We start from the raw sequence: 22,087 nt of genomic DNA on the forward strand, positions 1-22,087 counted from the left end.
CCTCATGGCGCTCGAAATCTTCTTCATCGGCCTGCTGGGCCTCGCGAGCCTCGCTATCGTCTTCGTCTCGGCAGTGGTGCTGCGCAACCTCTTCCGCGGCCAGCGCTGACGCGATCGTGATCGAACTCCCCACCGACCTTCCCGCCGACCTCGCCCCGCTCGCGTGGTTGATCGGCGTGTGGGAGGGCACGGGCGTCATCGACTATCCGGTGGGTGACGAACGTCTGCAGGGCGAGTTCACACACCGGGTCAGCTTCAGCCACGACGGCGGCCCGTTCCTCAACTATTCGGGTACCGCGACGTTCCTCTCGGAAGACGGCGCACCGGCCACCGCGCTCCTCGCCGAGACCGGCTTCTGGCGGCTCGCCCGCCCGGCCGCACCGGCGGATCCGGGGCCCGCACTGCTCCCGCCCCTGGCTCCCGCCGTCACGCGCACCGTCGACGACGTCGAAGAGCTGCGCGCTCCCAGCGGCGGATTCCCGATCGAGGTGTCGGTCGCGCACTCCGACGGCGCGCTCGAGCTCTACATCGGTGAGATCAACGGACCGCGCGTCGACATCGGCACGGATGCCGTCGTCCGCAGCGCCGGCGCGAAGGTGCACACCGCCTCGTCCCGCATGTACGGCCTGGTCGACGGCCACCTGCTGTGGGCATGGGATGTCGCAGCGCTCGGCACCCCGCTCCGCTCGCACGCCTCGGCGCGACTGGCCAAGGTCTGAGATGCCGGGCTTCGGCGAGCTCGACGGCGTCGTGTCTGACGGCGACCGGATCATGCACTTCGGTGATGCCTTCCGCGAGCAGCGGCGACTCGCCGACGGTGCGGCCCTCGCTCCTCTCCGCGACCGGACGGTCATCGAGGTCTCGGGAGCCGAGCGGCTGACCTGGCTCGACTCGATCACCTCGCAGTCGGTGGGCCATCTGGCCCCCGGCGAGAGCACGGAGCTGCTGGTGCTCGACCCGCAGGGGCGCGTCGAGCACGCGGCCGGTGTCCTCGACGACGGCACATCCACCTGGCTTCTCGCCGATGCCGGTGACGCCGAGGCGCTCGCCGGCTGGCTGACCCGCATGAAGTTCCGCACGCAGGCAACGGTCGACGTGCGTCCCGACCTCACGCTGATCGGCTACATCGACGGGGGTACGGTGGCGCCGACGGCATCCGACGCAGCGTTCGCGCCGAACGGCAGCCCTCTGATCTGGGCGGATCCGTGGCAGCGGATCAGCAGCGGAGGGCATCAGTACGCCGAGGTTCCCGAGCATCCCGCGGTGGATTACGCGTGGCGCGTCGCGATCGTCAGCGCGGATGCAGCGGACGCGCTCGCCGCGTCGATCGACCGCGACGCCCTCGCAGGACTCCTTGCCGCCGAGGCGCTGCGCATCGCCGCCTGGCGTCCGCGGTGGAGCACCGAGGTCGACGAGCGCTCGCTGCCGCACGAGTCCGACTGGATCCGCAGCGCCGTGCACCTGAACAAGGGCTGCTACCGCGGGCAGGAGACCGTCGCCAAGGTGCACAACCTCGGGCACCCTCCGCGCCGTCTGGCAGCGCTCCACCTCGACGGCAGCGACGCCGTGCTGCCTGAGCCCGGAGCCGCGGTGTTCGCGGGTGACGACGAGGTCGGGCACATCACGTCGGTGGCCCGGCACCATGAAGACGGGCCGATCGCGCTCGCCATCCTGTCCCGTCGCGCACCGGTCGGCGATCTCGTGGTGCGTGCTGACGGCATCGATATCGCAGCGTCCCAACAGGTAATCGTGCCGGCGGATGCCGGTGCCATGGCAGACATCCCGCGCCTCACGCGGCTGTCTCGTCGTCCGTCTGCGCCCGACCCGCGCAGCACCGGCGTCGGCAGCTGACCTCAGTCCGCGAGGGGAGCGACGGCCGCCCAGGGCAGCGTGAGCTCGCCCAGCCGCCAGCGCGTCCGGCCGCCGAGCACCGGCCACCCCTGCGCGCGAAGAGCGCTCGCCGCGGCGAGGAAACGCTGCGTGGCGCCGAACGTAGACAGGGGCGCCGCCCGCTCCCACTCGCGGTCGAGGTCGACCAGCAGCGTGTGGATCCGTTCCCCCGGGACGTTGCGATGGATGAGCGCCTTCGGCAGGCGTTCCGCGACGATGCTCGGCCACTCGAGATCGGCCAGGCGCAGGGAGATCGTGAAGCGCAGCGGCACGGCGTGCGCGTCGACGTCGATCCAGCTCGAGACGCGGCCGATCTCATCACAGGTCCCCTCGAACAGCAGGCCGTCCGGCGCCAGGCGTGACGCCATGCGGGCCCAGGCGTCCGGGACGTCCTGCTCGTCGTACTGGCGCAGCACGTTCATCGCGCGGATCACCGCGGCTCGCCGTCCGCCGGGGAGCGGGACCTCGAAACCGCCTCGCGTGAACGAGACGGGGAGATCGGACGCGAAGGGCGTCCGTCCGGCTCGGACCTCGGCGAGCTGAGCATCGGCGGTGGCGACGCGCGCGGGGTCGATCTCGAGGCCGCGCACCTCGACGTCGTCGCGCACCCGGATCAGGCGCGTGGCGAGCTCGAATGCCGTGACGCCGCTGGCGCCGTAGCCCAGATCGATGACCAGTGGGTCGGATGCCCGGCGCAGGGCATCGCTCGCGGCGATCCAGCGGTCGTTGCGCCGCAGCCGGTTCGTCCCCGTGGTGCCACGGGTCGGCCGACCGAGGGGAGATGACGCCATGTCTCCATCCTCCCAGCATCCGAATCGAGCGCCGGCCCGCGCCCGGATAAACTGGCGACATGACTGCGACGCGCACCCTCATCCTGCTCCGCCACGGCCGGAGTGAATGGAACGAACTGAATCTGTTCACCGGTTGGGTGGACGTCCGCCTCAACGAGCAGGGCCAGAAGGAGGCGCGTCGAGGCGGAGAACTCCTCGCCGAGACCGGCATCCTCCCCGACGTGCTGCACACGTCCCTGCTGAGCCGTGCCATCCAGACGGCGAACATCGCGCTCGATGCCGCCGACCGTCTGTGGATCCCGGTGACGCGCTCCTGGCGGCTCAACGAGCGCCACTACGGTGCGCTGCAGGGCAAGGACAAGGCGCAGACGCTCGAGGAGTTCGGTCCCGAGCAGTTCCAGCTCTGGCGCCGCTCGTTCGACGTGCCGCCGCCCGTGCTCGACGATGAGAGCGAGTTCAGCCAGGTGAACGACGTCCGCTACGCGGGCATCGACGGCGAGGTGCCGCGCACCGAGTCGCTCAAGCTCGTCATCGACCGTCTGCTGCCGTACTGGGAGAGCGCGATCGTCCCCGACCTCGAGGCCGGTAAGACCGTGCTCGTCACGGCGCACGGCAACTCGCTGCGAGGTCTCGTGAAGCACCTCGAGGGCATCAGCGACGACGACATCGCCGAGCTGAACATCCCGACCGGCATCCCGCTGGTCTACGAGCTGGACGAGAACAACGTGCCCACCGGCCCGGGTCGCTACCTCGACCCGGAGGCCGCTGCCGCCGGTGCCGCAGCCGTCGCGGCCCAGGGCAAGAAGTAAGAGCCCGAAACCCCCGGGAACACGACGAAACCCCGTGCTGCAGATGTCTGCAGCACGGGGTTTCGTCGTGAAAACGGGGTCTCGCGCGGCGGGTCAGGCGTGCCCGAGCTCCTGCTGGCCGAGTTCCTGCTGTTCGACGGCGAGGCGGATGTCCTCCTCCTCGACGGCCCAGTCGCCGGTCGCGAGATAGACCATCTTCTTGGCGACGGCGACCGCGTGGTCGGCGAAGCGCTCGTGGTAGCGGCTGGCGAGGGTGGCGTCGACGGTCGCGGTCGCCTCACCCTTCCAGTTGTCGCTGAGCACCTTCTCGAAGACGTTGGCGTGCAGCTCGTCGACGTCGTCGTCCGCATTGCGGATGGTGTCGGCGAAGCGCAGGTCGCCGGTGCGCAGAAGATCCGACAGGGTGCGGGAGATCTCGACGTCCAGCTCGCCCATCTTCACGAAGGTGCCTTTGAGACCCTTCGGGATGGCGCGCTCGGGGAAGCGGAGTCGGGCGAGCTGGGCGATGTGCTCGGACATGTCTCCCATGCGCTCGAGCGAGGCGCTCACGCGCAGTGCCGTGACGACGATGCGCAGGTCGCGGGCGACCGGCTGCTGGCGCGCGAGGATCTCGATGGCCTGCTCGTCGAGGGCGACGGCCAGCTCATCGATCTTCGCGTCGTCGGCGATGACCTCTTCGGCCAGGGCCACGTCGCTGGTGGCGAAAGCCCTGGTGGCCTTATCGATCGAGACCGTGACGAGGTCGGCGATCTCGACGAGGCGGTTCTGGAGGTCCTCGAGGGACTGGTGGAAGACTTCGCGCATGTTGGGGCGCAACCTTTCATTCGGATCTCGGCTGAGTCAGCGCGAGAAGGCGGGTCGTCCGCACAGGAGCAGGTCTGTGCTCCCGCACAAGCCCGAAGCGATTGTCTGCTTCGAAGGTTAACGAACGGTGCCCAGCACGTGAATAGTACTTCTCCTCTTCCCGCCAGCGCGCGGAAACCCGCCGGACGGACGGTGAACGCACTCTACGCTTATGACATGACCTTGCCGCAGCTCGCGCTGTCTTCGCTCGCCATCGGGCTGGTGATCGGCGTGGGCCTCTCCCTGCTCGTGGTGTGGGCCTATCGGGCGCGGGCCCGGGTTCAGGAGGAGACGTCGCTGGCGATTCCGTCCGGGATCACCGATGTGCTGCACAGCATGGACGACGCGGCCGGAGTGGTCGACACGTCCGGGCTGGTGCTCGCGGCATCGGACGCCGCGAGCCGGTTCGGGATCGAGGTCGGCTCGACGCTCGACAACCCGGAGCTGCGTCAGCTGGTGCGCGGGATCAGGACGGCCGGCGGCACGGCCACCGAGTCGATGCGCATCACGCGAGGCGGACTGAGCCTCGATCCGCGACTCGTCTCTGCTCGTGCCAGTGCGATCGGCAGCCGCCTGGTCCTGTTGATCATCCGCGACGTCACGGAGCAGGAACGGCTCGATCAGATGCGCCGGGACTTCGTGGCGAACACGAGCCACGAGCTGAAGACACCGGTGGGCGCGGTGAGCCTTCTCGCCGAAGCGATCGAGTCCGCAGCCGATGACCCGGCGCAGGTGCGCATCTTCGCCGCCCGGATCTCGGCGGAGGCAGGACGGCTCGGCCAGCTCACGGGACGCATCATGAGCCTCTCCCGGCTCCAGGCAGAAGACGGTCTGACCAAGGTGGGCCCCGTCGCGATCGACGAGGTCGTCGCCGCCTCCATCGAGGCTCATGTCGTGCAGGCCGACTCCGCGGGCGTGGAGCTCGCCAGGGGAGGCGACCGCGGCGTATGGGTGCGTGGTGACGCGCAGATCCTGATCGAGGCCGTCGGCAATCTGATCGCGAACGCCATCGTGTACTCACCCCGCGGTTCGCGCGTGGGGGTCGGCGTCCGGGCGGAGGACGGCGTGGTCGAGATCGCCGTCTCCGACCAGGGCATCGGCATCGCCGAGGCCGATCGGGAGCGCATCTTCGAGCGTTTCTACCGGGCTGATGAGGCCCGCTCCCGCCGCACGGGCGGCACCGGACTCGGGCTCTCCATCGTCAAGCACGCCACGCAGCGCCACGGCGGGGAGGTGCGGCTGTGGTCGCGCCCCGGACGTGGGTCCACCTTCACGATCCGACTTCCTCGGATCGATGCCCCCGACCACGCCGATACGGGCAAGAAGAGCAAGAAGAAGCGTGCGCGCAAAGCGGCCAAGGCTGCGGCATCCGCGCGCGTTCGAAACGGAGAGAGAGCATGACCCGAATCCTTCTCGTCGAAGACGAGCCCGACCTCGCCGACCCGCTCGCGTACCTGCTGCGACGTGAGGGGTACGAGGTGGAGATCGCGGAGGAGGACGGCCCCGGCGCGCTCGCGGCTTTCCGGGAGCGGGGCGCCGACATCGTGCTGCTCGACCTGATGCTGCCGGGGATGCCCGGCACCGAGGTGTGTCGACAGATCCGCTCGACGTCGGCGGTGCCCATCATCATGCTGACGGCCAAGGACTCCGAGGTCGACATCGTGGTGGGACTCGAGCTCGGGGCGGACGACTACATCACGAAGCCCTACTCGTCCCGCGAGCTGCTCGCCCGCATGCGCGCCGTGTTGCGGCGGGTGGTGCAGGCTGACAGCGAACTCGACGAGCGTGTGCTCGACGGCGGCAGGGTCTCACTCGACATCGACCGGCACACCGTCTCGGTCGCCGGCGAGCAGATCAACATGCCGCTGAAGGAGTTCGAGCTGCTCGAGGTCCTCATGCGCAACTCGGGACGAGTGCTCACGCGCGGTCAGCTGATCGATCGGGTGTGGGGGAGCGACTACTTCGGCGACACGAAGACGCTCGACGTGCACATCAAGCGCATCCGCTCCCGCATCGAGGAGAACCCGAGCGAGCCCGTGATGCTCGTCACCGTGCGGGGTCTCGGATACCGCTTCGAGGGCTGAACGCCGAAGAGGCCGGCACCCCGCGGGGTGCCGGCCTCTTCGTGTTCCGTGCAGCGGATCAGTCCGCAGGCGCCGGAGCTGCCGTGTCGGTCGGCATCGGGGTCGGAGTGGGTACCGACTCCGAGGGGACCAGATCTGCGTAGTAGGGGAGCGAGCCGTCGAGCACCGGGACCTCGGCCTTGACGCCCGTGGAGTCGCCCGACTGGAAGTGGATCTCGACGGTCGCGCCGGGCATGGTGTCGAGGCCGACGATGCGCAGCGGCTCCTCGTCGGCGCCGAGGCTCACCGTGCCACCCGCCGGAACGGTGACGGTGAACGGCTCGCTGTCCGCGAGCGCGATGGTGAGCGTGGCGCTCTCATCGGTCGGGTTGACGATGCCGGCGATGAAGCTGCCGACCGAGCCGTCGTCGGTGGCGATGACGAGGGCGTTGCGCACATCGATCGGGCCGTCGGCGTCGGAGATGTTCACACCGTCGGAAGCCGCGTACTCGGTCTTGGTGGACTGAGGAGTGATGAATGTGCACCCGGTGGCGCCGAACAGAACGAGAGCGCTGAGCGCAGCAGACGCAACAAGGCGCGATTTCACGGGTCCTCCTGAGGTCCGGCGGGATGTCCGTATCCATTCTATGGGTAAGTCGCGACGGCCCCGGGGCCCAGGGGGCGCGAACCTTAGCGCATCTCCCCTGTGGTATCCTTGAGGTTGCCGAAAGGACACGTTTTTATGCTTTTTGAGGTTGGCGAAACCGTCGTCTATCCCCACCATGGCGCTGCGACCATCATCGAGGTCAAGGAGCGCATCATCAAGGGTGAGGCGAAGAAATATCTGAAGCTCAACGTCACCCAGGGCGATCTCATCATCGAGGTCCCTGCGGAGAATGTCGACCTGGTCGGCGTTCGTGACGTGATCGGAAAAGAAGGTCTCGATCATGTCTTCGAGGTGCTGCGCGCACCCTTCACCGAAGAGCCCACCAACTGGTCTCGTCGGTACAAGGCGAACCTCGAGAAGCTCGCCTCGGGCGACGTCATCAAGGTGAGCGAGGTCGTCCGCGACCTGTGGCGCCGCGACCAGGACCGCGGCCTGTCCGCAGGGGAGAAGCGGATGCTGGCGAAGGCTCGTCAGATCCTCATCTCCGAGCTGGCGCTCGCGGAGAAGACCGACGAGGACAAGGCGGGCGCACTGCTCGACGAGGTCCTCGCCTCCTGAGTTCTCTGCGAAGGGGCGGATGCTTCGGCATCCGCCCCTTCGTCGTTCCCGCCACGCGGTAGCGTGAGACGGTGACTCTGCTTCCCGTACCCGACACCGCGATCATCGTCGTCGCCGCCGGTTCCGGCACCCGGCTGGAAGCGGGGGCGCCGAAGGCCCTCGTGGGAATCGACGCGCACTCGATCCTCCGCCACGCGCTCGACGGCGTCTTCGCCGCAGCACCTGCTCAGGTCGTCGTCGTCGCCCCGGCCGGACACGAGGGGGATGCGCTGGCGGAGCTGGACGCGGCGGCAGGGGACCGACGCGACCTCGGCCGCGTCGTGACCGGTGGCGCGACCAGACAGCAGTCCGTCGCTGCCGGTCTCGCCGCGCTCTGGGGCGATGTGAAGACGGTTCTCGTGCACGACGCGGCTCGCGCCCTGACTCCTCCGGCGCAGATCGATGCGGTCGCTCGGGCTGTCGTGCCGGGAGAGGGCGTGATCCCCGTGCTGCCCGTGGTCGACACCCTCAAGAAGGTGGCGGAGGGCGCCGTGGTCTCGGCCGTGGACCGTTCCGAGCTGGCTGCCGCGCAGACGCCCCAGGGCTTCCCGCGCGCAGAGCTCGAAGCGGCCTACGAAGCCGCGCGGGCCGACGGGATCGAATACACCGACGATGCGGCTCTGTTCGCGGCCGCCGGATACCGGGTGCGGCACATCGACGGGTCCGCCCGCGCGTTCAAGATCACGACTCCGGGCGACCTGGAACGGGCCCGGCACCTGCTGGAAGCATCGGCTCCGGTGGCGCGCCCGGACTCCTCGGTGGACATCCCCAGCATTCCTCGCGTCGGAATCGGCACCGACGTCCATGCCTTCGGTGGCGACGGGAGCCTCTGGCTCGCCGGCCTCGAGTGGCTGGGAGAGCAGCCGCTCTCCGGGCATTCGGACGGCGATGCGGTTGCCCACGCGATCGTCGACGCGCTCCTGGGGGCGGCGGGCCTCGGCGACATCGGCGAACACTTCGGCACGTCCCACCCCGAGTACGCCGGCGCACACGCCGACGTCTTCCTCGCTCGCACGCGTGCACTGCTCGCCGAGGCCGGTTTCGTGATCGGCAACGTGTCCGTGCAGTTGCAGGGGAACCGGCCGCGTTTCGGCCCTCGTCGGCACGAGGCGGAGGGGGTGCTGTCCGCGATTCTGGGTGCCCCCGTGTCGGTCACGGCCACGACGACCGACGGGCTCGGCTTCGCCGGACGCGGCGAGGGCATCGCGGTGACCGCCATCGCGGTGATCGTGCCCGACGCTCCGCGGAGCATGTGACGATCGTCGGAGAAGATACCCCTGATCCGTCGGCAGAACGTCACAACCTCGGTGAATCGTCCACACGGGGCGGGCGCTCAGCAGTCGCCGAGTAGGCTTGAGCGGTGACCCTCCGCCTCTACGACACCCGCGCACAGCTGCTGCGCGACTTCGTGCCTCTCGACCCCGAGAACATCACGATGTACGTGTGCGGACCCACGGTCCAGTCGGGCCCACACATCGGCCACGTCAGAGCGGCTCTGAGCTTCGATCTCCTGCGTCGCTGGCTCGAGCATCGGTACGGTCGGGTCACGTTCGTACGCAACGTCACCGACATCGATGACAAGGTGCTCGCCAACGCGACGGATGCCGAGCCGTGGTGGGCGCTCGCGTACCGGATGGAGAGGGAGTTCACCGCGGCGTATGCCGGCGTCGGCATCCTCTCCCCGACGTACGAGCCGCGAGCCACGGCGTCCGTGCCTCAGATGCAGGAGCTGATCACGCTGCTCATCGAACGCGGACATGCCTACCCCGCCCCCGACGGCTCTGGGGACGTGTACTTCGACGTGCGGTCGTGGTCCGACTACGGCTCACTGACGCATCAGTCCCTCGACGCCATGGAGGCGGCCGAGGATGCTGACCCCCGAGGCAAGCGGAACCCGCAGGACTTCGCCCTCTGGAAGGGCACGAAGCCGGACGAGCCGGCAGACGCGACGTGGGCTTCTCCCTGGGGCGCGGGCCGGCCGGGGTGGCACATCGAGTGCTCGGCGATGTCGAAGCGGTACCTCGGTGCCGAATTCGACATCCACGGCGGTGGGCTGGACCTCCGCTTCCCGCACCATGAGAACGAACTCGCGCAGTCGACGGCCGCCGGCGACGGCTTCGCCCGCTACTGGGTGCACAACGGGCTCGTGACCGTCGACGGGCAGAAGATGTCCAAGTCGCTCGGTAACTTCACGCTGGCAGCAGATGTCCTGGCCGCGCATGACGCGCTGGTGGTGCGCTACGCACTCGCTGCAGCGCACTACCGTTCGAGCCTCGACCTCGGTGAGTCATCCTGGACCGAGGCCGAAGCAGCGCTGAGCCGGATCGGCACCTTCATCTCGCGTGTCCGCCGCACCCTCCCCGGGGAGCAGGATGAGGCAGGTATCGGCGAGATCCCCGACGCTTTCGCCGCTGCGATGGACGACGACCTCGGTGTGCCTCAGGCGATCGCCGTGCTGCACGAGACCGTGCGACGCGGGAACACCGCGATCGACGAGGGAGCGCATGACGACGCCTGGGCAGCATTCGTCGGAGTGGATGCGATGGTCCGCATCCTCGGATTCGATGAACTCATGTCGGCCGGGGGAGATCTCGCTGAACACCGGACTCTGGATGCACTCGTCCAGACGATGATCACCCAGCGCGCTCAGGCGCGCGCTGACAAGGACTGGGCGGCGGCGGATCGTATCCGAGATGCGATCGCCGCCGCAGGAATCACGCTGGAGGACACTCCGGCCGGAACTCATTGGAGTATCGATGGTTAAGCCACAGCGCCCCGGCGCGAACAAGGGAAACAAGAAGGGCCCCACCAAGGGCACCGGCGGACTCGGGCGCAAGGCGCTCGAGGGTCGCGGACCGACCCCGAAGGCGGAGGATCGCGCCTGGCACCCCGCAGGCAAGCGCAAGGCCGCAGCCGAGCGCTACGCCGCATCCGGTGGCAAGGGGCGCCCCGGCGGCAGTCGTCCGGGATCCGGTGGCGGCTCGAACCGTGCGCCGAAGGCCAAGGCAGGAGACGACACCGAGAACGTCACCGGTCGCAACTCCGTCCTCGAGGCACTGCGCGCCAAGATCCCGGCGACGGCGTTCTACATCGCGCAGCGCGTCGAGATGGACGACCGTGTCAAGGAGATGCTGGCGATCGCCACGAATCGCGGGATCCCCGTGATGGAGGTCACTCGTCCGGAGCTCGACCGCATGGCCGGCTTCGACGGTGTGCACCAGGGCGTCGCGATCAAGGTGCCGCCGTACGACTACGCACACCCGCAGGATCTGCTCGAGCAGGTCATCGACAAGGGCGAGGTCCCGCTGTTCGTGGCGCTGGACGGCATCACCGACCCCCGGAACCTGGGCGCGATCATCCGCTCCACCGCGGCGTTCGGAGGCCACGGCATCATCCTCCCGCAGCGCCGCTCCGCCGGCGTGAACTCGGCGGCGTGGAAGACGAGTGCGGGAGCCGTCGCACGGACCCCCGTGGCGTTGGCGACCAACCTCACCACGCAGCTCAAGGAATTCAAGAAGCAGGGCGTGTTCGTGCTCGGCCTCGACGGCGACGGCGATGTGTCGCTCCCGGAGCTCCAGCTGGCCGATCGACCTGTCGTGATCGTGGTCGGCTCGGAGGGCAAGGGCCTGTCGCGACTGGTCTCCGAGACCTGCGATCAGATCGTCTCGATTCCGATCTCCGCGGCTACCGAGTCGCTGAACGCCGGCATCGCGACATCGGTCGCGCTCTACCAGGTCGCGTCGCTCCGCGCCGCGAAGAACTAGAACGCCCGAGGGAAGGCAGATCATGGCTCGCATCATCGTGCTCGGAGGGACCGGCTACGCCGGTCGTCACATCGTCGCGGAGGCGGTGAGTCGCGGCCACGCGGTGATCGCGATCTCACGTTCGGAGCCGACCGACCCGGTGGCGGGGGCCGCGTATCTGCAGGGCTCCGCCCTCGACCTCGGTTCTCTCGCGGAGGCGTTCGTCGGCGCCGACGCCGTCGTATCGGCCCTCTCGCCTCGCGGCGACATGGAGGACCGTGCGCTCGACGCGCTGTCGAACGTCGTCGACCGGCTCGCGGGCACGGAGACGCGTCTCGGTGTCGTCGGCGGTGCAGGTGGCAGCCTGGTGGCCCCCGGCGGGCCGCGTCTGTTCGACCAGGACTTCCCCGAGGAGTACAAACACGAGGCGCAGGTCGGCATCGACTCCCTCGCCCTCCTGGAGGCGACGGATGCCGGCCTCGACTGGTTCTTCATCCATCCCGCCGAGGTGTTCGGTCCGTGGGCCGAAGGCGAGCGCACAGGGCACTACCGCGACGGTGGCGACGTGCTCGTCCGTGACGCCGACGGCAAGTCCTTCATCTCGGGCGCGGACTTCGCGGTCGCCGTGGTGGACGAGGTCGAGCAGGGCAATCACCACCGCGAGCGGTTCACCGTCGGCTACTGACGCCACGATGCTCGGCGCCCGTCCGGGCCTCAGACCAGGTCGCGCCAGTCGATGTCCTCGTCGTCATCGGCGACCGGCGTCACACCGGTGACGACCGGCAGGCTCATCGTCTCGGTCGGCGGACCCATGATGGTCGCTTCGTCGCGACGGTGTCGCAGCACCTCGTTGATGTAGCTGGTCAGCACCTCGGCGAGCGGCACCGAGCGCCCCTGCGCCTGCGAGAGGTACCAGCGATGCTCGAGCACCTGGTGGAAGACCTCGGCGGGCTCGAGCTTCGCTCGTAGCTCGTACGGGATCGCGCGCACCACCGGCTCGAAGACGCGGGTGAGCCACTCGTGCGCGTACATCTCCTCGTCGGCCCACTGCTTCGTCGAACGGGCTCGGAACTCGTCGAGGTCGTTCAGCAGTCGCCGCGCCTGGTTCTCCTCCACGTCCAGACCGGTCAGGCGGATCAGGCGGCGCTGATGGTGACCGGCATCCACCACCTTCGGCTGGATCTCGACGACGGTGCCGTCCGCGGTCGTCGACATGGACATCTCGTCGATGTCGAACCCCAGGGCGTTGAGGCGCTCGACCCGCTCTGTGATGCGCCAGGTCTCCGCCGCCGAGAAGGACTCCTGGGCGGTGAGTTCGGCCCACAGCGATCGGTACGACGAGACGATGCCGTCGGCGATCGCCACCGCATCCACACCGTGTTCGAGGCGGCCGCCTGCGGCGAGGTCCATGATCTCGCCGGCGATGTTCGTACGGGCCAGGTCGAGATCGTAGGCGCGCTGCCCGTCAGTCAGCCCCTCCTCGTGCAGCTCGCCCGTCTCCGCATCGACCAGGTACGCGGCGAACGCTCCCGCATCGCGGCGGAAGAGCGTGTTCGACAGGGAGACGTCGCCCCAGTAGAAGCCGACGTTGTGCAGTCGCACCAGGAGCAGGGCCAGGGCATCGACGAGTCGGTTTGCGGTGTCGGGGCGCAGGACCCGAGTGAACAGGGCGCGATAGGGCATCGAGAAGCGCAGGTGAGAGGTGACCAGGGCGGCTGGGAGGGCCTCCCCGTCGGAATCCGTGCGCCCGGCGATCACCGCGACCCGGTCGACGCAGGGCACATCGAGGCGGGCGAGGTTGCCGAGCATGTCGTACTCGCGCTGGGCCATCTCCGCCGTGGTCTCCTTCACGGCGATGACCCGGCCGGAGAGGTCCGCGAAGCGCACGAGGTGGCGGGAGAGGCCCTTCGGAAGCGACACGATGTGCTCCGAGGGCCACTTCGCCAGAGTGGTGGACCAGGGGAGGGCCAGCAGCCCCGGATCGATCTTGCTGGCGGTGATCCGCAGCGAATCCTGCATGATGCTCCCTGGTCGAGGTGAGACAGAAAAGAGACGCGGCGCAGGCGACCGAAGTCAGCCTGCGCCGCGTCTGTGGATCCGATCAGGCGGAGACGACCGGCTTGTCGTTCAGGCGCTCGCCGGACTCGATGTCGAACGCGTGCACGTGGCCCGGGTTCGCAGCAAGCGTGACCGTCTCGCCGGCGTTCGGGTGGCTGCGACCGTCGACGCGGGCGACGATGTCGCTGCGCTTGCCGTTGATCTCGGTGTGGCCGTAGAGGTAGCCGTCGGCGCCGAGTTCCTCGACGAGGTCGACGACGACCGGAAGGCCCCTGCCGTCGGCCGGTCCGACCGTGATGTCCTCGGGACGCACGCCGACCGTGACCTGGCTGCCGTTCGCACGGCCGACCGTGTCGCGGTCGAGCGGGACCGTCTCGGACCCGAACTGAACGCCGCCGTCGGTGAGGTCGGCTGCGAACAGGTTCATCGCGGGCGAGCCGATGAAGCCGGCCACGAACACGTTGTTCGGCTTCTCGTACAGGTCACGCGGCGAACCGACCTGCTGCAGCAGACCGTCCTTGAGAACCGCGATGCGGTCGCCCATGGTCAGAGCTTCGGTCTGGTCGTGGGTGACGTAGACGGTGGTGACGCCGAGGCGACGCTGCAGCGAAGCGATCTGCGTACGGGTCTGCACGCGGAGCTTGGCGTCGAGGTTCGACAGCGGCTCGTCCATGAGGAACACCTGCGGCTGACGCACGATGGCGCGCCCCATGGCGACGCGCTGACGCTGACCACCCGAGAGGGCCTTCGGCTTGCGGGTCAGGTAGGGCTCGAGGTCGAGCAGCTTGGCGGCCTCGAGCACACGGGATGCGCGCTCTTCCTTGCCGACGCCGGCGATCTTGAGTGCGAAGCCCATGTTCTCGGCGACGGTCATGTGCGGGTACAGCGCGTAGTTCTGGAAGACCATCGCGATGTCGCGGTCCTTCGGCGGGACGTCGGTCACGTCGCGGTCGCCGATGAGGATGCGGCCGGCGTTGACCTCTTCGAGGCCGGCCAACATGCGGAGGGACGTGGACTTGCCGCAGCCGGAGGGACCGACGAGGACGAGGAATTCGCCGTCACCGACCTCGAGGTTCAGCTTGTCGACGGCCGGACGGGTTCCGCCGGGGTACAGGCGGGTGGCCTCGTCGAAAGTCACAGATGCCATTGTCTTTTCTCCTTCACCGGCAGGTACGTGCCGGACGATCCGTAGTGATGAAGCGGCGGGTGACCCCGCCGTAACCCGTCATTGGGTCGGGATCAGTATGACATGAACGGCGGTACCTGGGTATTTCTCAGCCTCACTGACTACCATCGAACTCGGCCGCGCGCAGCGGCGATCGTCGCTGAGCGGCGGTCGGGGCCAACCCGGACCCCCGTTGAGACTCACAGAGGAACGATGTCGAGCGACGAAACGCCGAACGTCCCGACGCCTCGCAATTCCCGCGAGGTCGTACGGGAGAAAGCACAGAGAGTGCACGCCCAGCAGTCCAGGGCGCGTCTCATGCGACGGATCATCATCGGCGCGGTGGCGCTCGTCGCGGTGGGTGCGATCGGCACAGCGGTGACTCTCGCGGTGTCCTCCCAGGTGACCAAGCCGCGGCTCACGCCGACCGGCATGGAGTCGGACGGCGTCGTCGTCACCGACCTCGAGTCGTTCGCGGGAACCGGCGCGGTGCCGGAGACCCCGTCTCCCGATGCGACCGACGCCGGCGAATCGGCCAGCCCGACGCCGGAACCGACGGCATCCGGAAAGGTCGACATCCATGTGTACGTCGACTACTTGTCGCCTGACGCCGGGGAGTTCGAGCGCGCCAACGCCCGCCAGCTCGCCGGTTGGATCGGCGAGGACGCGGTCACGGTCAGCTATCACCCGGTCGCGCTGCTCACTGCCAGCTCCAACGGCACCAAGTACTCGCTCCGCTCGGCTGCCGCTGCGGCGTGCGTCGCCACGCACTCGCCAGCACAGTTCTACGCGTTCAACCATGACCTGCTCGACGACCAGCCAGAGGTCGGCAGCGACGGCCTCTCCGACGAGGACCTCGCGAACCTCGCCGGTGCTGTCGGCGTCGACAACGCCAAAGCCGTGCGCTCGTGCATCGAAGACGGCGACTTCGTCGGCTGGGCGAAGGAGGCGACGACCAGGGCCCTGGACGGACCGCTCGCCGGCTCCGACGACCTGGTGCTGACCGCAGCGCCGATGATCGTCGCCAATGGCGAGGCCTACGTCGGGGCGCTGGACGACCCGGCCGAGTTCTCGCAGTTCGTGCTCAGCGTCGCGAGCGATGCCTCGCGTGCGACGTCGACGCCTTCGCCCACCACGACCCCGTAGGTCGAAGCCGGGTCGATGCCATCGCTAAGCTGGTGGCATCCGCCGACTTGGCGCAATTGGTAGCGCACCGTACTTGTAATACGGGGGTTACGGGTTCGAGTCCCGTAGTCGGCTCTTCATCCCTCACGAGAGTGGGGATCCGCGGATTCAGGCCTCAGCGGCGGTCTCGGGTGCGTCCAGCACCTCGTCGATGAGGCTGATGCCGCCCGTGGAACTCGCGGACTGCATCAGGTCCTGTATCCACTGGGGGTTCAACTGCGGCGCCTCTGGCTCGTCGAAGGTGAAGCGGAGCGGTATCGACGGGTGCAGCCAGATCGTCGATCGTCCCACCTGCTGCCCTTCGGGGTGCCGCCAGGACAGAGTGAAGCTCTCATTGCGTCGGAGCTTCGTAGCGATGACGACCTTCAGATGCGCGAGTGCGCGGTCTTCGATGTGGATCTCGTCACCGTTGCCGTACTGGATCGTGCCCATGCGAGAACGATAGTCGCCGCAGGCTGACAGACCGAATCTCCGTGCCCATGCTGCTGCCAGGGCGCCGACGCTGAAAGCGCATTCCGATGTATCGCCTCAGGCGATGATATGTTACACATCAGGCAGGTTTCCTGGCGGGCTATAGGTCGTGCCAGGTAGAAGACGCGCAGGTGGCCGCCTCCCCGCTCCGGCCACCTGCGCTTGCCTGCGTGGTTTCGGGGATCCGCACAGCAACTGAGAGGGCGAGATCTTGAGCAGCGCACCCGATACGGCGATGGTCACGCCGGAGTGGCAGCACGACTACCCGTACACGAAGAAGCTCTCCACCGCGGAGTATGAACGAGAGAAGCGGCTGCTGCAGATCGAGCTCCTGAAGCTCCAGTCCCACATCAAGCACTCTTCCGAGCGGTTGCTCATCCTGTTCGAAGGGCGGGATGCGGCGGGAAAGGGCGGGGCGATCAAGCGCTTCATGGAGCACCTGAACCCTCGTGGCGCCCGGGTCGTCGCTCTCGACAAGCCGACTGATGCCGAGCGGACGCAGTGGTACTTCCAGCGCTACATCGAACACCTGCCTTCGGGCGGCGAGATCGTGATGATGGATCGCTCCTGGTACAACCGTGCCGGCGTCGAACGGGTCATGGGGTACTGCTCGTCAGCCGAGTACGAGGAATTCATGCAGACCGCTCCGCAGTTCGAGCGGATGATCGTGGGTTCGGGCATCCGCCTCATCAAGCTGTGGTTCTCGGTGGGAGAGGCCGAGCAGCGGCGCCGGTTCCGGCGCCGCGGCGAGGATCCCGTCAAGCAGTGGAAGCTGAGCCCCACGGATGTCGCCAGCATCGACCGCTGGGCGGACTACACAGCGGCGAAGGAAGCGATGTTCTTTCACACGGACACGCCAACCGAGCCCTGGATCGTCATCAAGTCGAACGACAAGAAACGAGCTCGGCTCGAGGCGATGAGGTGCGTCCTCGCCCGATTCGACTATCCCGGCAAAGATCCGCTGGTCGCTCACGCCCCGGACACGCGGCTCGTCGGGCGGCCCTCCCAGATCTACGACGAGGGCGAGACGCCGAAGAGCGAGCATTCCGCCCGGCTCGATCACGAAAAATGACGTCATCCGGGAATGCGCGAAGCCCGATCAGCGGTTGTCTTCGTCATGACTCGTATCGGCACCAGTGATCTTGACGTCCTCCCGCTCGCACTCGGCGGCAACGTGTTCGGCTGGACAGCCGATCGCGATGCGTCGTTCGCAGTGCTCGATGCATTCGTGGACGGGGGTGGCGACTTCATCGACACGGCCGATTCGTACAGCTCCTGGGTGCCGGGGAACGAGGGTGGCGAGAGTGAGACGATCATCGGCGAGTGGCTCGCATCCCGCAAGCCGTCGGGCGTCGTCGTCGCGACGAAGGTGAGCCAGCACCCGCAGTTCCGAGGCCTCTCCGGAGCGAATGTGCGAAAGGCAGCCGAGGCTTCGCTCCGGCGTCTCGGGGCCGATGAGATCGACCTGTACTACGCGCACTTCGACGATGAGACGATTCCGCTGGAAGAGACCGTCGCCGCGTTCGGACAGCTCGTCGAGGATGGCCTGGTGCGTCACGTGGCGGTGTCGAACTACTCCACCGAACGCATCAGAGAGTGGATCGAGATCGCGCGTCGCACGGGTGTCGCTGCGCCTGTCGCCGTTCAGCCGCACTACAACCTCGTTCATCGCAACGAGGTCGAGGACACCATCATCCCGGTCGCCGAGGAGTTCGAACTCGGGCTCGTGCCTTACTACGCCCTGGCGAGTGGATTCCTGACCGGCAAGTACCGCTCGACCGATGTCGCGGGGCAGGACTCCCCGCGTGCACAGGGTGCCGCGAAGTACGCGACCGAGGCGGGCCTGCGCGTCATCGATGCGCTCGACCAGATCGCCGACGCCCACGGCGCGTCGATCGCCGCGACGTCACTCGCCTGGTTGCGGGCGCAGCCGACGGTGGTTGCGCCGATCGCGAGTGCTCGGACGGTCGCGCAGGTGCCCGACCTTCTGGCGGGTGCTCGCCTCGAACTCTCCGCCGACGAGGTGGGACTGCTCGATCGGGTCTCGGAATGGACCCCCGCCGGCGCCTGATACCTCAGGTCTCGTTTCCGACGAGGCCGAGTCTGTGCGCCAGGATCACGGCGTGGATGCGGTCGCGTGCGTGGAGCTTCGCCAGCACCCGGCCGACGTGGGTCTTCACGGTGGATTCGCCGACGTAGAGGGTGCGGGCGATCTCGGCGTTGGTCAGTCCGCGCCCGATCGCGAGGAACACGTCTCTCTCTCGATCGGTGAGCGAGTCCAGCGCCGCGCTCTCCGCGGCATCCGGTGTCGGGGAGGGCGAGGCGCTGAGCTGCGGGGTCACGTGCTCGAGAAGCATCCGCGTGATCCGAGGAGAGAGCGCGGCGTCGCCACGGTGTACGGCGCGAACGGCAGAGGTCATCTCGTGACGCTGAGCGTCTTTCAGGAGGAACCCGCTCGCACCGGCACGGATGGCGCCGAAGGCGTATTCGTCGAGGTCGAACGTGGTCAGCACGAGCACCTTCGTCTGGGGGCGATCCCGCACGATGGTCTCGGTGGCGGCGATTCCGTCCAGCTCCGGCATCCGGATGTCCATGAGCACGAGGTCGGGGGCGAGTGCAGCGCTCTGCGCGATCGCCGCCCGCCCATCGCCGGCCTCGCCGACCACGACGATGTCGCTCTCCGCTTCGAGCACCATCCGGAACCCGACGCGGATCAGCTCCTGGTCGTCTACCAGGAGCACCCTGATCGCATCCGTCATCCGTCGTCCTCCGTCGATACGTGCTGTGCGGTGGGAGCAGTCGTCTTCGTCGGCAGCACAGCGTGCAGAACCCATCGTCCCCCCTCGGACGGCGCAGACTCGACGCTTCCCTGCACGTGAGCAGCTCGCTCGGCGAGTCCGCGCAATCCGAAGCCTTCCGTTCCGATGCCGCCGGACACACCGTCGTTGACGATGTCGATCGTCACGGAATCGGGTGCGTATTCCAGCCGCACCCCGATCGCCGAGGCGGTCGGGGCGTGACGCATCGCGTTCGTGACGCCCTCCTGCACGATCCGTCCGATCGCATGGGCGACGGCGGGGGAGACCTCGGTGCGCCCCGCGACCGTGAGCGTCGCCGGGTACCCGGCGCGCTGCGCCGCCTCGACCGTGTCACGCGGCGGCGCAGGCTTCATGGGTGCCAGGGGCAGCGGAGAATCGTCATCCCGCAGCACACCGAGCATCGATCGCATCTCGGTCAGTGCCGCACGAGCGGTGTCCGCCGTGTGGACCGACGCTCTGCGCGCCTGCTCGCGGTCGGGCGTCGCCGCGGCGCCCTCGGAAAGCGCCACGATCACCGTCAGCGAATGGGACACGATGTCGTGCATCTCTCGAGCGATGCGCGCCCGCTCGGATGCGGCGGCGAGCTGCGCCTGCTGGTCCCGCTCGACGAGCAGCTGTCGCGAGCGATCGATGACGGCCGACAGATAGCGTTTGCGGCCGCCGACGTTGACGCCGATGAGTGTGCCGATCAGACCCAGCACGATATAGCTGAGTGCGGTGTCGAGTCCGTTCTGCAGCACGACCACACCGGTGAGCATCAGGATCCCGCTGAGCAGGAGGAACCACACCGCACCGATTCCGTAGCAGGTCCAGGCCGCGCGCGACGACCGGTAGACCGCGAGACCGTAACAGGCGACGAGCAGCAGGATGATGCCGCTGGACAGCCCGGTGAACAGACCGACCGTTCCCAGGATCACCGCCGCGGCGAAAGGGGCGAGAGGCGCCCGGCGCCGCCACAGGAGAGTGCTGCACGCGATGACGACCATCACCAGCGTGGCGATGCTGATCGCGATGTAGGTGGATTCGGGGACGGACTCGTCGACGAGACGGCCCGCCGGGGCGATGGAGAGGAGCAGGCAGAGCAGTGTCAGCAGGACGTCAGCGAACAGCGGATGACGTGCCCAGAACCGCCGGAAGAGTCCCGGCGCACGCGGAAGCCGCAGCTCCTCGTCCTCTCGGATCGAGTCGCTGCGGCTTCGCGTTCTGCTCACAGGGCCGACTTTACGCGTCGCGGGTGCGCAGCACGCCCCACGCGACGAGGGCGCCGCCGGCGACCCAGCAGGCCAGCGTCAGGAATGCGACCGGGGCATCGAGTGCCGCGCCGTCGCTCGGCAGGATCGCGCTCTGGGCAGCGGACACAGGCAGGTAGGCGGACGCCTCGATGACCCATGCCCACGCCTCGCCGGCGAACGAGAAGAAGTTCGCCACGATCGGCAGGACGAACAGGACGCCGACGGTCGCCGCGATCGCTCCGGCCCCCGAACGCAGGATGAACCCGAAGGCGACTCCGATCAGGGCAAACACCGCCATGGCGAGGGAGGAGACGACGATCGGCAGGAACGACGCAGCCGGGTCCGACCACTCGATGCTCTGGTCGCGCGGCGCCACGATCAGCGAGACCGCGACGGCAGCGAGACCGAAGATCACCAGGGATGACAGGAACATGAAGACCGCGAGCACGGTCGACTTGGCCGCCAACACCGACCCGCGGATCGGATTCGCCGTGAGTGTCGAGCGGATCATTCCGGTCGAGTACTCGCCCGTCACGGAGATCGCGCCGATGATGCCGGCGAGCAGCATCGTGAACTGGATCGGCATGACGACGGCCTGGATCGGCTCGAACCCCGGCATGTCGACCGCCTGTGCGATCAGCACGGAGATCCCGATGGTGAGGGCCGCGGCGATCCCGATGGACCACCACGTCGAGCGCAGGGTGGCGAGCTTGATCCACTCGCCGCGCAGGGCGCGGACGAAGGTCAGCCGTCGACCGGTGTCGACGCGCGGCCGCGCGGGCGCGGGTGCCTGTGTCGTGGTCATGAGATCTCCTTGGTGCGGTACTCGACGGAATCGCCGGTGAGGGCGAGGTAGGCATCCTCGAGCGATCCGGTGGTCGGGGTGAGTTCGTGCAGCGGGATGCCGCGGTCCGCGGCGAGGTCGCCGATGCGGGCGGCGGGGAGACCCACGATGTCGAGGAGGTCCGGAGCCGAACTCACGATCTCCACGCCCGGGCCGCTGACGACCGCGGCGAGATCGGTGGGTCGCGGGGTGCGCACACGTACCGTGTTCTGCGTCCAGGAGCGCACGAGTTCGGCCAGCGGAGCATCCGCCAGCACCCGGCCGCGACCCATCACGATGACATGGTCGGCGGTCTGCGCCATCTCGCTCATCAGGTGGCTCGACAGGAGCACGGTGCGTCCTTCGGATGCCGCGTGCCGGACGAACTGACGCACCCAGCGGACTCCTTCGGGATCGAGGCCGTTGACAGGCTCGTCGAGGATGAGCGTGTGCGGATCGCCGAGCAGCGCCGAGGCGATGCCGAGACGCTGTCCCATTCCGAGCGAGAACTTCCCGGCCCGCTTGCGAGCCACCGAACCGATGCCCGCGAGATCGATGACCTCGTCGACGCGGGAGGAGGGGATCCCATGGGTGGCTGCCATCGCCCGAAGGTGATTGCGCGCCGTCCGCCCGGTGTGCACGGCTTTCGCGTCAAGCAGCACGCCGACCTCGGTGAGCGGCGCGCGAAGCTTGCGGTACTCGCGACCGGCGATCTCGGCGCGTCCGGACGTCGGCCGGTCGAGGCCCACGATCATGCGCATCGTGGTCGACTTGCCGGCACCGTTCGGGCCGAGGAAGCCGGTGACGCTGCCCGGCTTGACGGTGAACGACACGTCATCGACGGCTGTCTTGTCTCCGAACCTCTTCGTGAGGCCTTCTGCTGTGATCATGAGGACAACGCTACGGAGCGTCGGGCCGCCGCGCGTCCTCC

The 22,087-nt window shown here is 68.2% G+C and carries 23 protein-coding genes and 1 tRNA gene; 14 read left to right on the forward strand and 10 right to left on the reverse strand.

Annotated features, from left to right (window positions below; all coding sequences use genetic code 11):
* The first annotated feature begins 116 nt into the window (after positions 1–116).
* Both J7E45_RS13130 and J7E45_RS13135 read left to right on the forward strand, forming a co-directional pair.
* Entirely contained in the window at positions 117–719 is a 603-nt protein-coding gene (locus tag J7E45_RS13130; RefSeq protein ID WP_091028915.1) for an FABP family protein, read from the forward strand.
* Between the two features lies 1 nt (position 720).
* A complete protein-coding gene (locus tag J7E45_RS13135) occupies positions 721–1,851 on the forward strand; it encodes a folate-binding protein YgfZ (RefSeq protein WP_215069858.1) in 1,131 nt (376 codons plus the stop codon).
* 2 nt (positions 1,852–1,853) lie between these two features.
* Here J7E45_RS13135 and J7E45_RS13140 read toward each other — a convergent pair whose 3' ends face one another.
* The gene (locus tag J7E45_RS13140) at positions 1,854–2,681 is read right to left on the reverse strand and encodes a class I SAM-dependent methyltransferase (protein ID WP_215069859.1); all 828 of its coding nucleotides are present in this window, start codon (positions 2,679–2,681) and stop codon (positions 1,854–1,856) included.
* Between the two features lie 59 nt (positions 2,682–2,740).
* On the opposite strand from J7E45_RS13140, the gene J7E45_RS13145 reads away from it, so the two are divergent.
* Complete coding sequence (locus J7E45_RS13145; RefSeq protein ID WP_091028925.1) at positions 2,741–3,490, forward strand: phosphoglyceromutase; 750 nt, start codon at positions 2,741–2,743, stop codon at positions 3,488–3,490.
* Positions 3,491–3,583: 93 nt separating this feature from the next.
* Here the strand turns inward: J7E45_RS13145 and phoU are convergent, their stop codons facing one another.
* Positions 3,584–4,294, reverse strand: a complete 711-nt coding sequence (gene phoU / locus J7E45_RS13150; protein ID WP_215069860.1) for a phosphate signaling complex protein PhoU — start codon at positions 4,292–4,294, stop codon at positions 3,584–3,586.
* Positions 4,295–4,510: 216 nt separating this feature from the next.
* Here phoU and J7E45_RS13155 point away from each other — a divergent pair, with 216 nt between their 5' ends.
* Positions 4,511–5,734, forward strand: coding sequence for a cell wall metabolism sensor histidine kinase WalK (locus J7E45_RS13155; RefSeq protein WP_215069861.1), 1,224 nt, complete (start codon positions 4,511–4,513; stop codon positions 5,732–5,734).
* Positions 5,731–6,417 carry a response regulator transcription factor gene (locus J7E45_RS13160; RefSeq protein WP_215069862.1) on the forward strand — a complete coding sequence of 229 codons (687 nt, stop codon included), beginning with the start codon at positions 5,731–5,733 and terminating at the stop codon, positions 6,415–6,417. Before J7E45_RS13155 ends, J7E45_RS13160 begins: the two co-directional genes overlap by 4 nt.
* Before the next feature lie 58 nt (positions 6,418–6,475).
* Here J7E45_RS13160 and J7E45_RS13165 read toward each other — a convergent pair whose 3' ends face one another.
* On the reverse strand, positions 6,476–7,003 hold the full coding sequence (locus J7E45_RS13165; protein ID WP_215069864.1) for a DNA modification methylase: 528 nt from the start codon (positions 7,001–7,003) through the stop codon (positions 6,476–6,478).
* 135 nt (positions 7,004–7,138) lie between these two features.
* On the opposite strand from J7E45_RS13165, the gene J7E45_RS13170 reads away from it, so the two are divergent.
* From J7E45_RS13170 to J7E45_RS13190, 5 genes are all read left to right on the forward strand, one after another.
* Entirely contained in the window at positions 7,139–7,621 is a 483-nt protein-coding gene (locus J7E45_RS13170) for a CarD family transcriptional regulator (RefSeq protein ID WP_017201416.1), read from the forward strand.
* A gap of 71 nt (positions 7,622–7,692) precedes the next feature.
* Complete coding sequence (gene ispD, locus J7E45_RS13175) at positions 7,693–8,916, forward strand: 2-C-methyl-D-erythritol 4-phosphate cytidylyltransferase (RefSeq protein WP_215069865.1); 1,224 nt, start codon at positions 7,693–7,695, stop codon at positions 8,914–8,916.
* A 104-nt stretch (positions 8,917–9,020) separates the two neighbouring features.
* Positions 9,021–10,424, forward strand: coding sequence for a cysteine--tRNA ligase (gene cysS, locus J7E45_RS13180; RefSeq protein ID WP_215069867.1), 1,404 nt, complete (start codon positions 9,021–9,023; stop codon positions 10,422–10,424).
* On the forward strand, positions 10,417–11,424 hold the full coding sequence (rlmB, locus tag J7E45_RS13185; RefSeq protein WP_215069869.1) for a 23S rRNA (guanosine(2251)-2'-O)-methyltransferase RlmB: 1,008 nt from the start codon (positions 10,417–10,419) through the stop codon (positions 11,422–11,424). Before cysS ends, rlmB begins: the two co-directional genes overlap by 8 nt.
* A gap of 22 nt (positions 11,425–11,446) precedes the next feature.
* Entirely contained in the window at positions 11,447–12,088 is a 642-nt protein-coding gene (locus J7E45_RS13190) for an NAD(P)-dependent oxidoreductase (protein WP_215069871.1), read from the forward strand.
* A gap of 29 nt (positions 12,089–12,117) precedes the next feature.
* Here the strand turns inward: J7E45_RS13190 and J7E45_RS13195 are convergent, their stop codons facing one another.
* Positions 12,118–13,422: a DUF4032 domain-containing protein gene (locus J7E45_RS13195; RefSeq protein WP_215069873.1), complete on the reverse strand. Its 1,305-nt coding sequence runs from the start codon at positions 13,420–13,422 to the stop codon at positions 12,118–12,120.
* An 82-nt stretch (positions 13,423–13,504) separates the two neighbouring features.
* Positions 13,505–14,608 (reverse strand): ABC transporter ATP-binding protein, encoded by a 1,104-nt coding sequence (locus J7E45_RS13200; RefSeq protein WP_091028951.1) that lies wholly within the window; start codon positions 14,606–14,608, stop codon positions 13,505–13,507.
* A 231-nt stretch (positions 14,609–14,839) separates the two neighbouring features.
* Here J7E45_RS13200 and J7E45_RS13205 point away from each other — a divergent pair, with 231 nt between their 5' ends.
* On the forward strand, positions 14,840–15,772 hold the full coding sequence (locus J7E45_RS13205; RefSeq protein ID WP_091029019.1) for a thioredoxin domain-containing protein: 933 nt from the start codon (positions 14,840–14,842) through the stop codon (positions 15,770–15,772).
* A 41-nt stretch (positions 15,773–15,813) separates the two neighbouring features.
* Positions 15,814–15,886, forward strand: a tRNA-Thr gene (locus tag J7E45_RS13210).
* A 33-nt stretch (positions 15,887–15,919) separates the two neighbouring features.
* On the opposite strand, the gene J7E45_RS13215 is transcribed toward J7E45_RS13210, so the two are convergent.
* Positions 15,920–16,243 (reverse strand): hypothetical protein, encoded by a 324-nt coding sequence (locus J7E45_RS13215; protein WP_215069875.1) that lies wholly within the window; start codon positions 16,241–16,243, stop codon positions 15,920–15,922.
* Between the two features lie 274 nt (positions 16,244–16,517).
* Between J7E45_RS13215 and ppk2 the strand changes: the two genes are divergently transcribed.
* Both ppk2 and J7E45_RS13225 read left to right on the forward strand, forming a co-directional pair.
* On the forward strand, positions 16,518–17,354 hold the full coding sequence (gene ppk2 / locus J7E45_RS13220) for a polyphosphate kinase 2 (protein WP_215069921.1): 837 nt from the start codon (positions 16,518–16,520) through the stop codon (positions 17,352–17,354).
* Between the two features lie 45 nt (positions 17,355–17,399).
* The gene (locus J7E45_RS13225) at positions 17,400–18,353 is read left to right on the forward strand and encodes an aldo/keto reductase (RefSeq protein ID WP_215069877.1); all 954 of its coding nucleotides are present in this window, start codon (positions 17,400–17,402) and stop codon (positions 18,351–18,353) included.
* A 4-nt stretch (positions 18,354–18,357) separates the two neighbouring features.
* On the opposite strand, the gene J7E45_RS13230 is transcribed toward J7E45_RS13225, so the two are convergent.
* Genes J7E45_RS13230 through J7E45_RS13245 form a run of 4 tightly spaced genes read right to left on the reverse strand, consistent with a single transcriptional unit; the run spans position 18,358 to position 22,046 of the window.
* Positions 18,358–19,041 carry a response regulator transcription factor gene (locus J7E45_RS13230; RefSeq protein WP_091029068.1) on the reverse strand — a complete coding sequence of 228 codons (684 nt, stop codon included), beginning with the start codon at positions 19,039–19,041 and terminating at the stop codon, positions 18,358–18,360.
* The gene (locus J7E45_RS13235) at positions 19,038–20,312 is read right to left on the reverse strand and encodes a histidine kinase (RefSeq protein ID WP_215069879.1); all 1,275 of its coding nucleotides are present in this window, start codon (positions 20,310–20,312) and stop codon (positions 19,038–19,040) included. Before J7E45_RS13235 ends, J7E45_RS13230 begins: the two co-directional genes overlap by 4 nt.
* Positions 20,313–20,322: 10 nt before the next feature.
* Positions 20,323–21,138 carry an ABC transporter permease gene (locus J7E45_RS13240; protein ID WP_091029075.1) on the reverse strand — a complete coding sequence of 272 codons (816 nt, stop codon included), beginning with the start codon at positions 21,136–21,138 and terminating at the stop codon, positions 20,323–20,325.
* Complete coding sequence (locus J7E45_RS13245) at positions 21,135–22,046, reverse strand: ABC transporter ATP-binding protein (RefSeq protein ID WP_091029079.1); 912 nt, start codon at positions 22,044–22,046, stop codon at positions 21,135–21,137. Before J7E45_RS13245 ends, J7E45_RS13240 begins: the two co-directional genes overlap by 4 nt.
* Positions 22,047–22,087 lie beyond the last annotated feature (41 nt).

It is taken from the genome of Microbacterium sp. ISL-59, from assembly GCF_018613945.1.
GTDB lineage: Bacteria > Actinomycetota > Actinomycetes > Actinomycetales > Microbacteriaceae > Microbacterium > Microbacterium oxydans_B.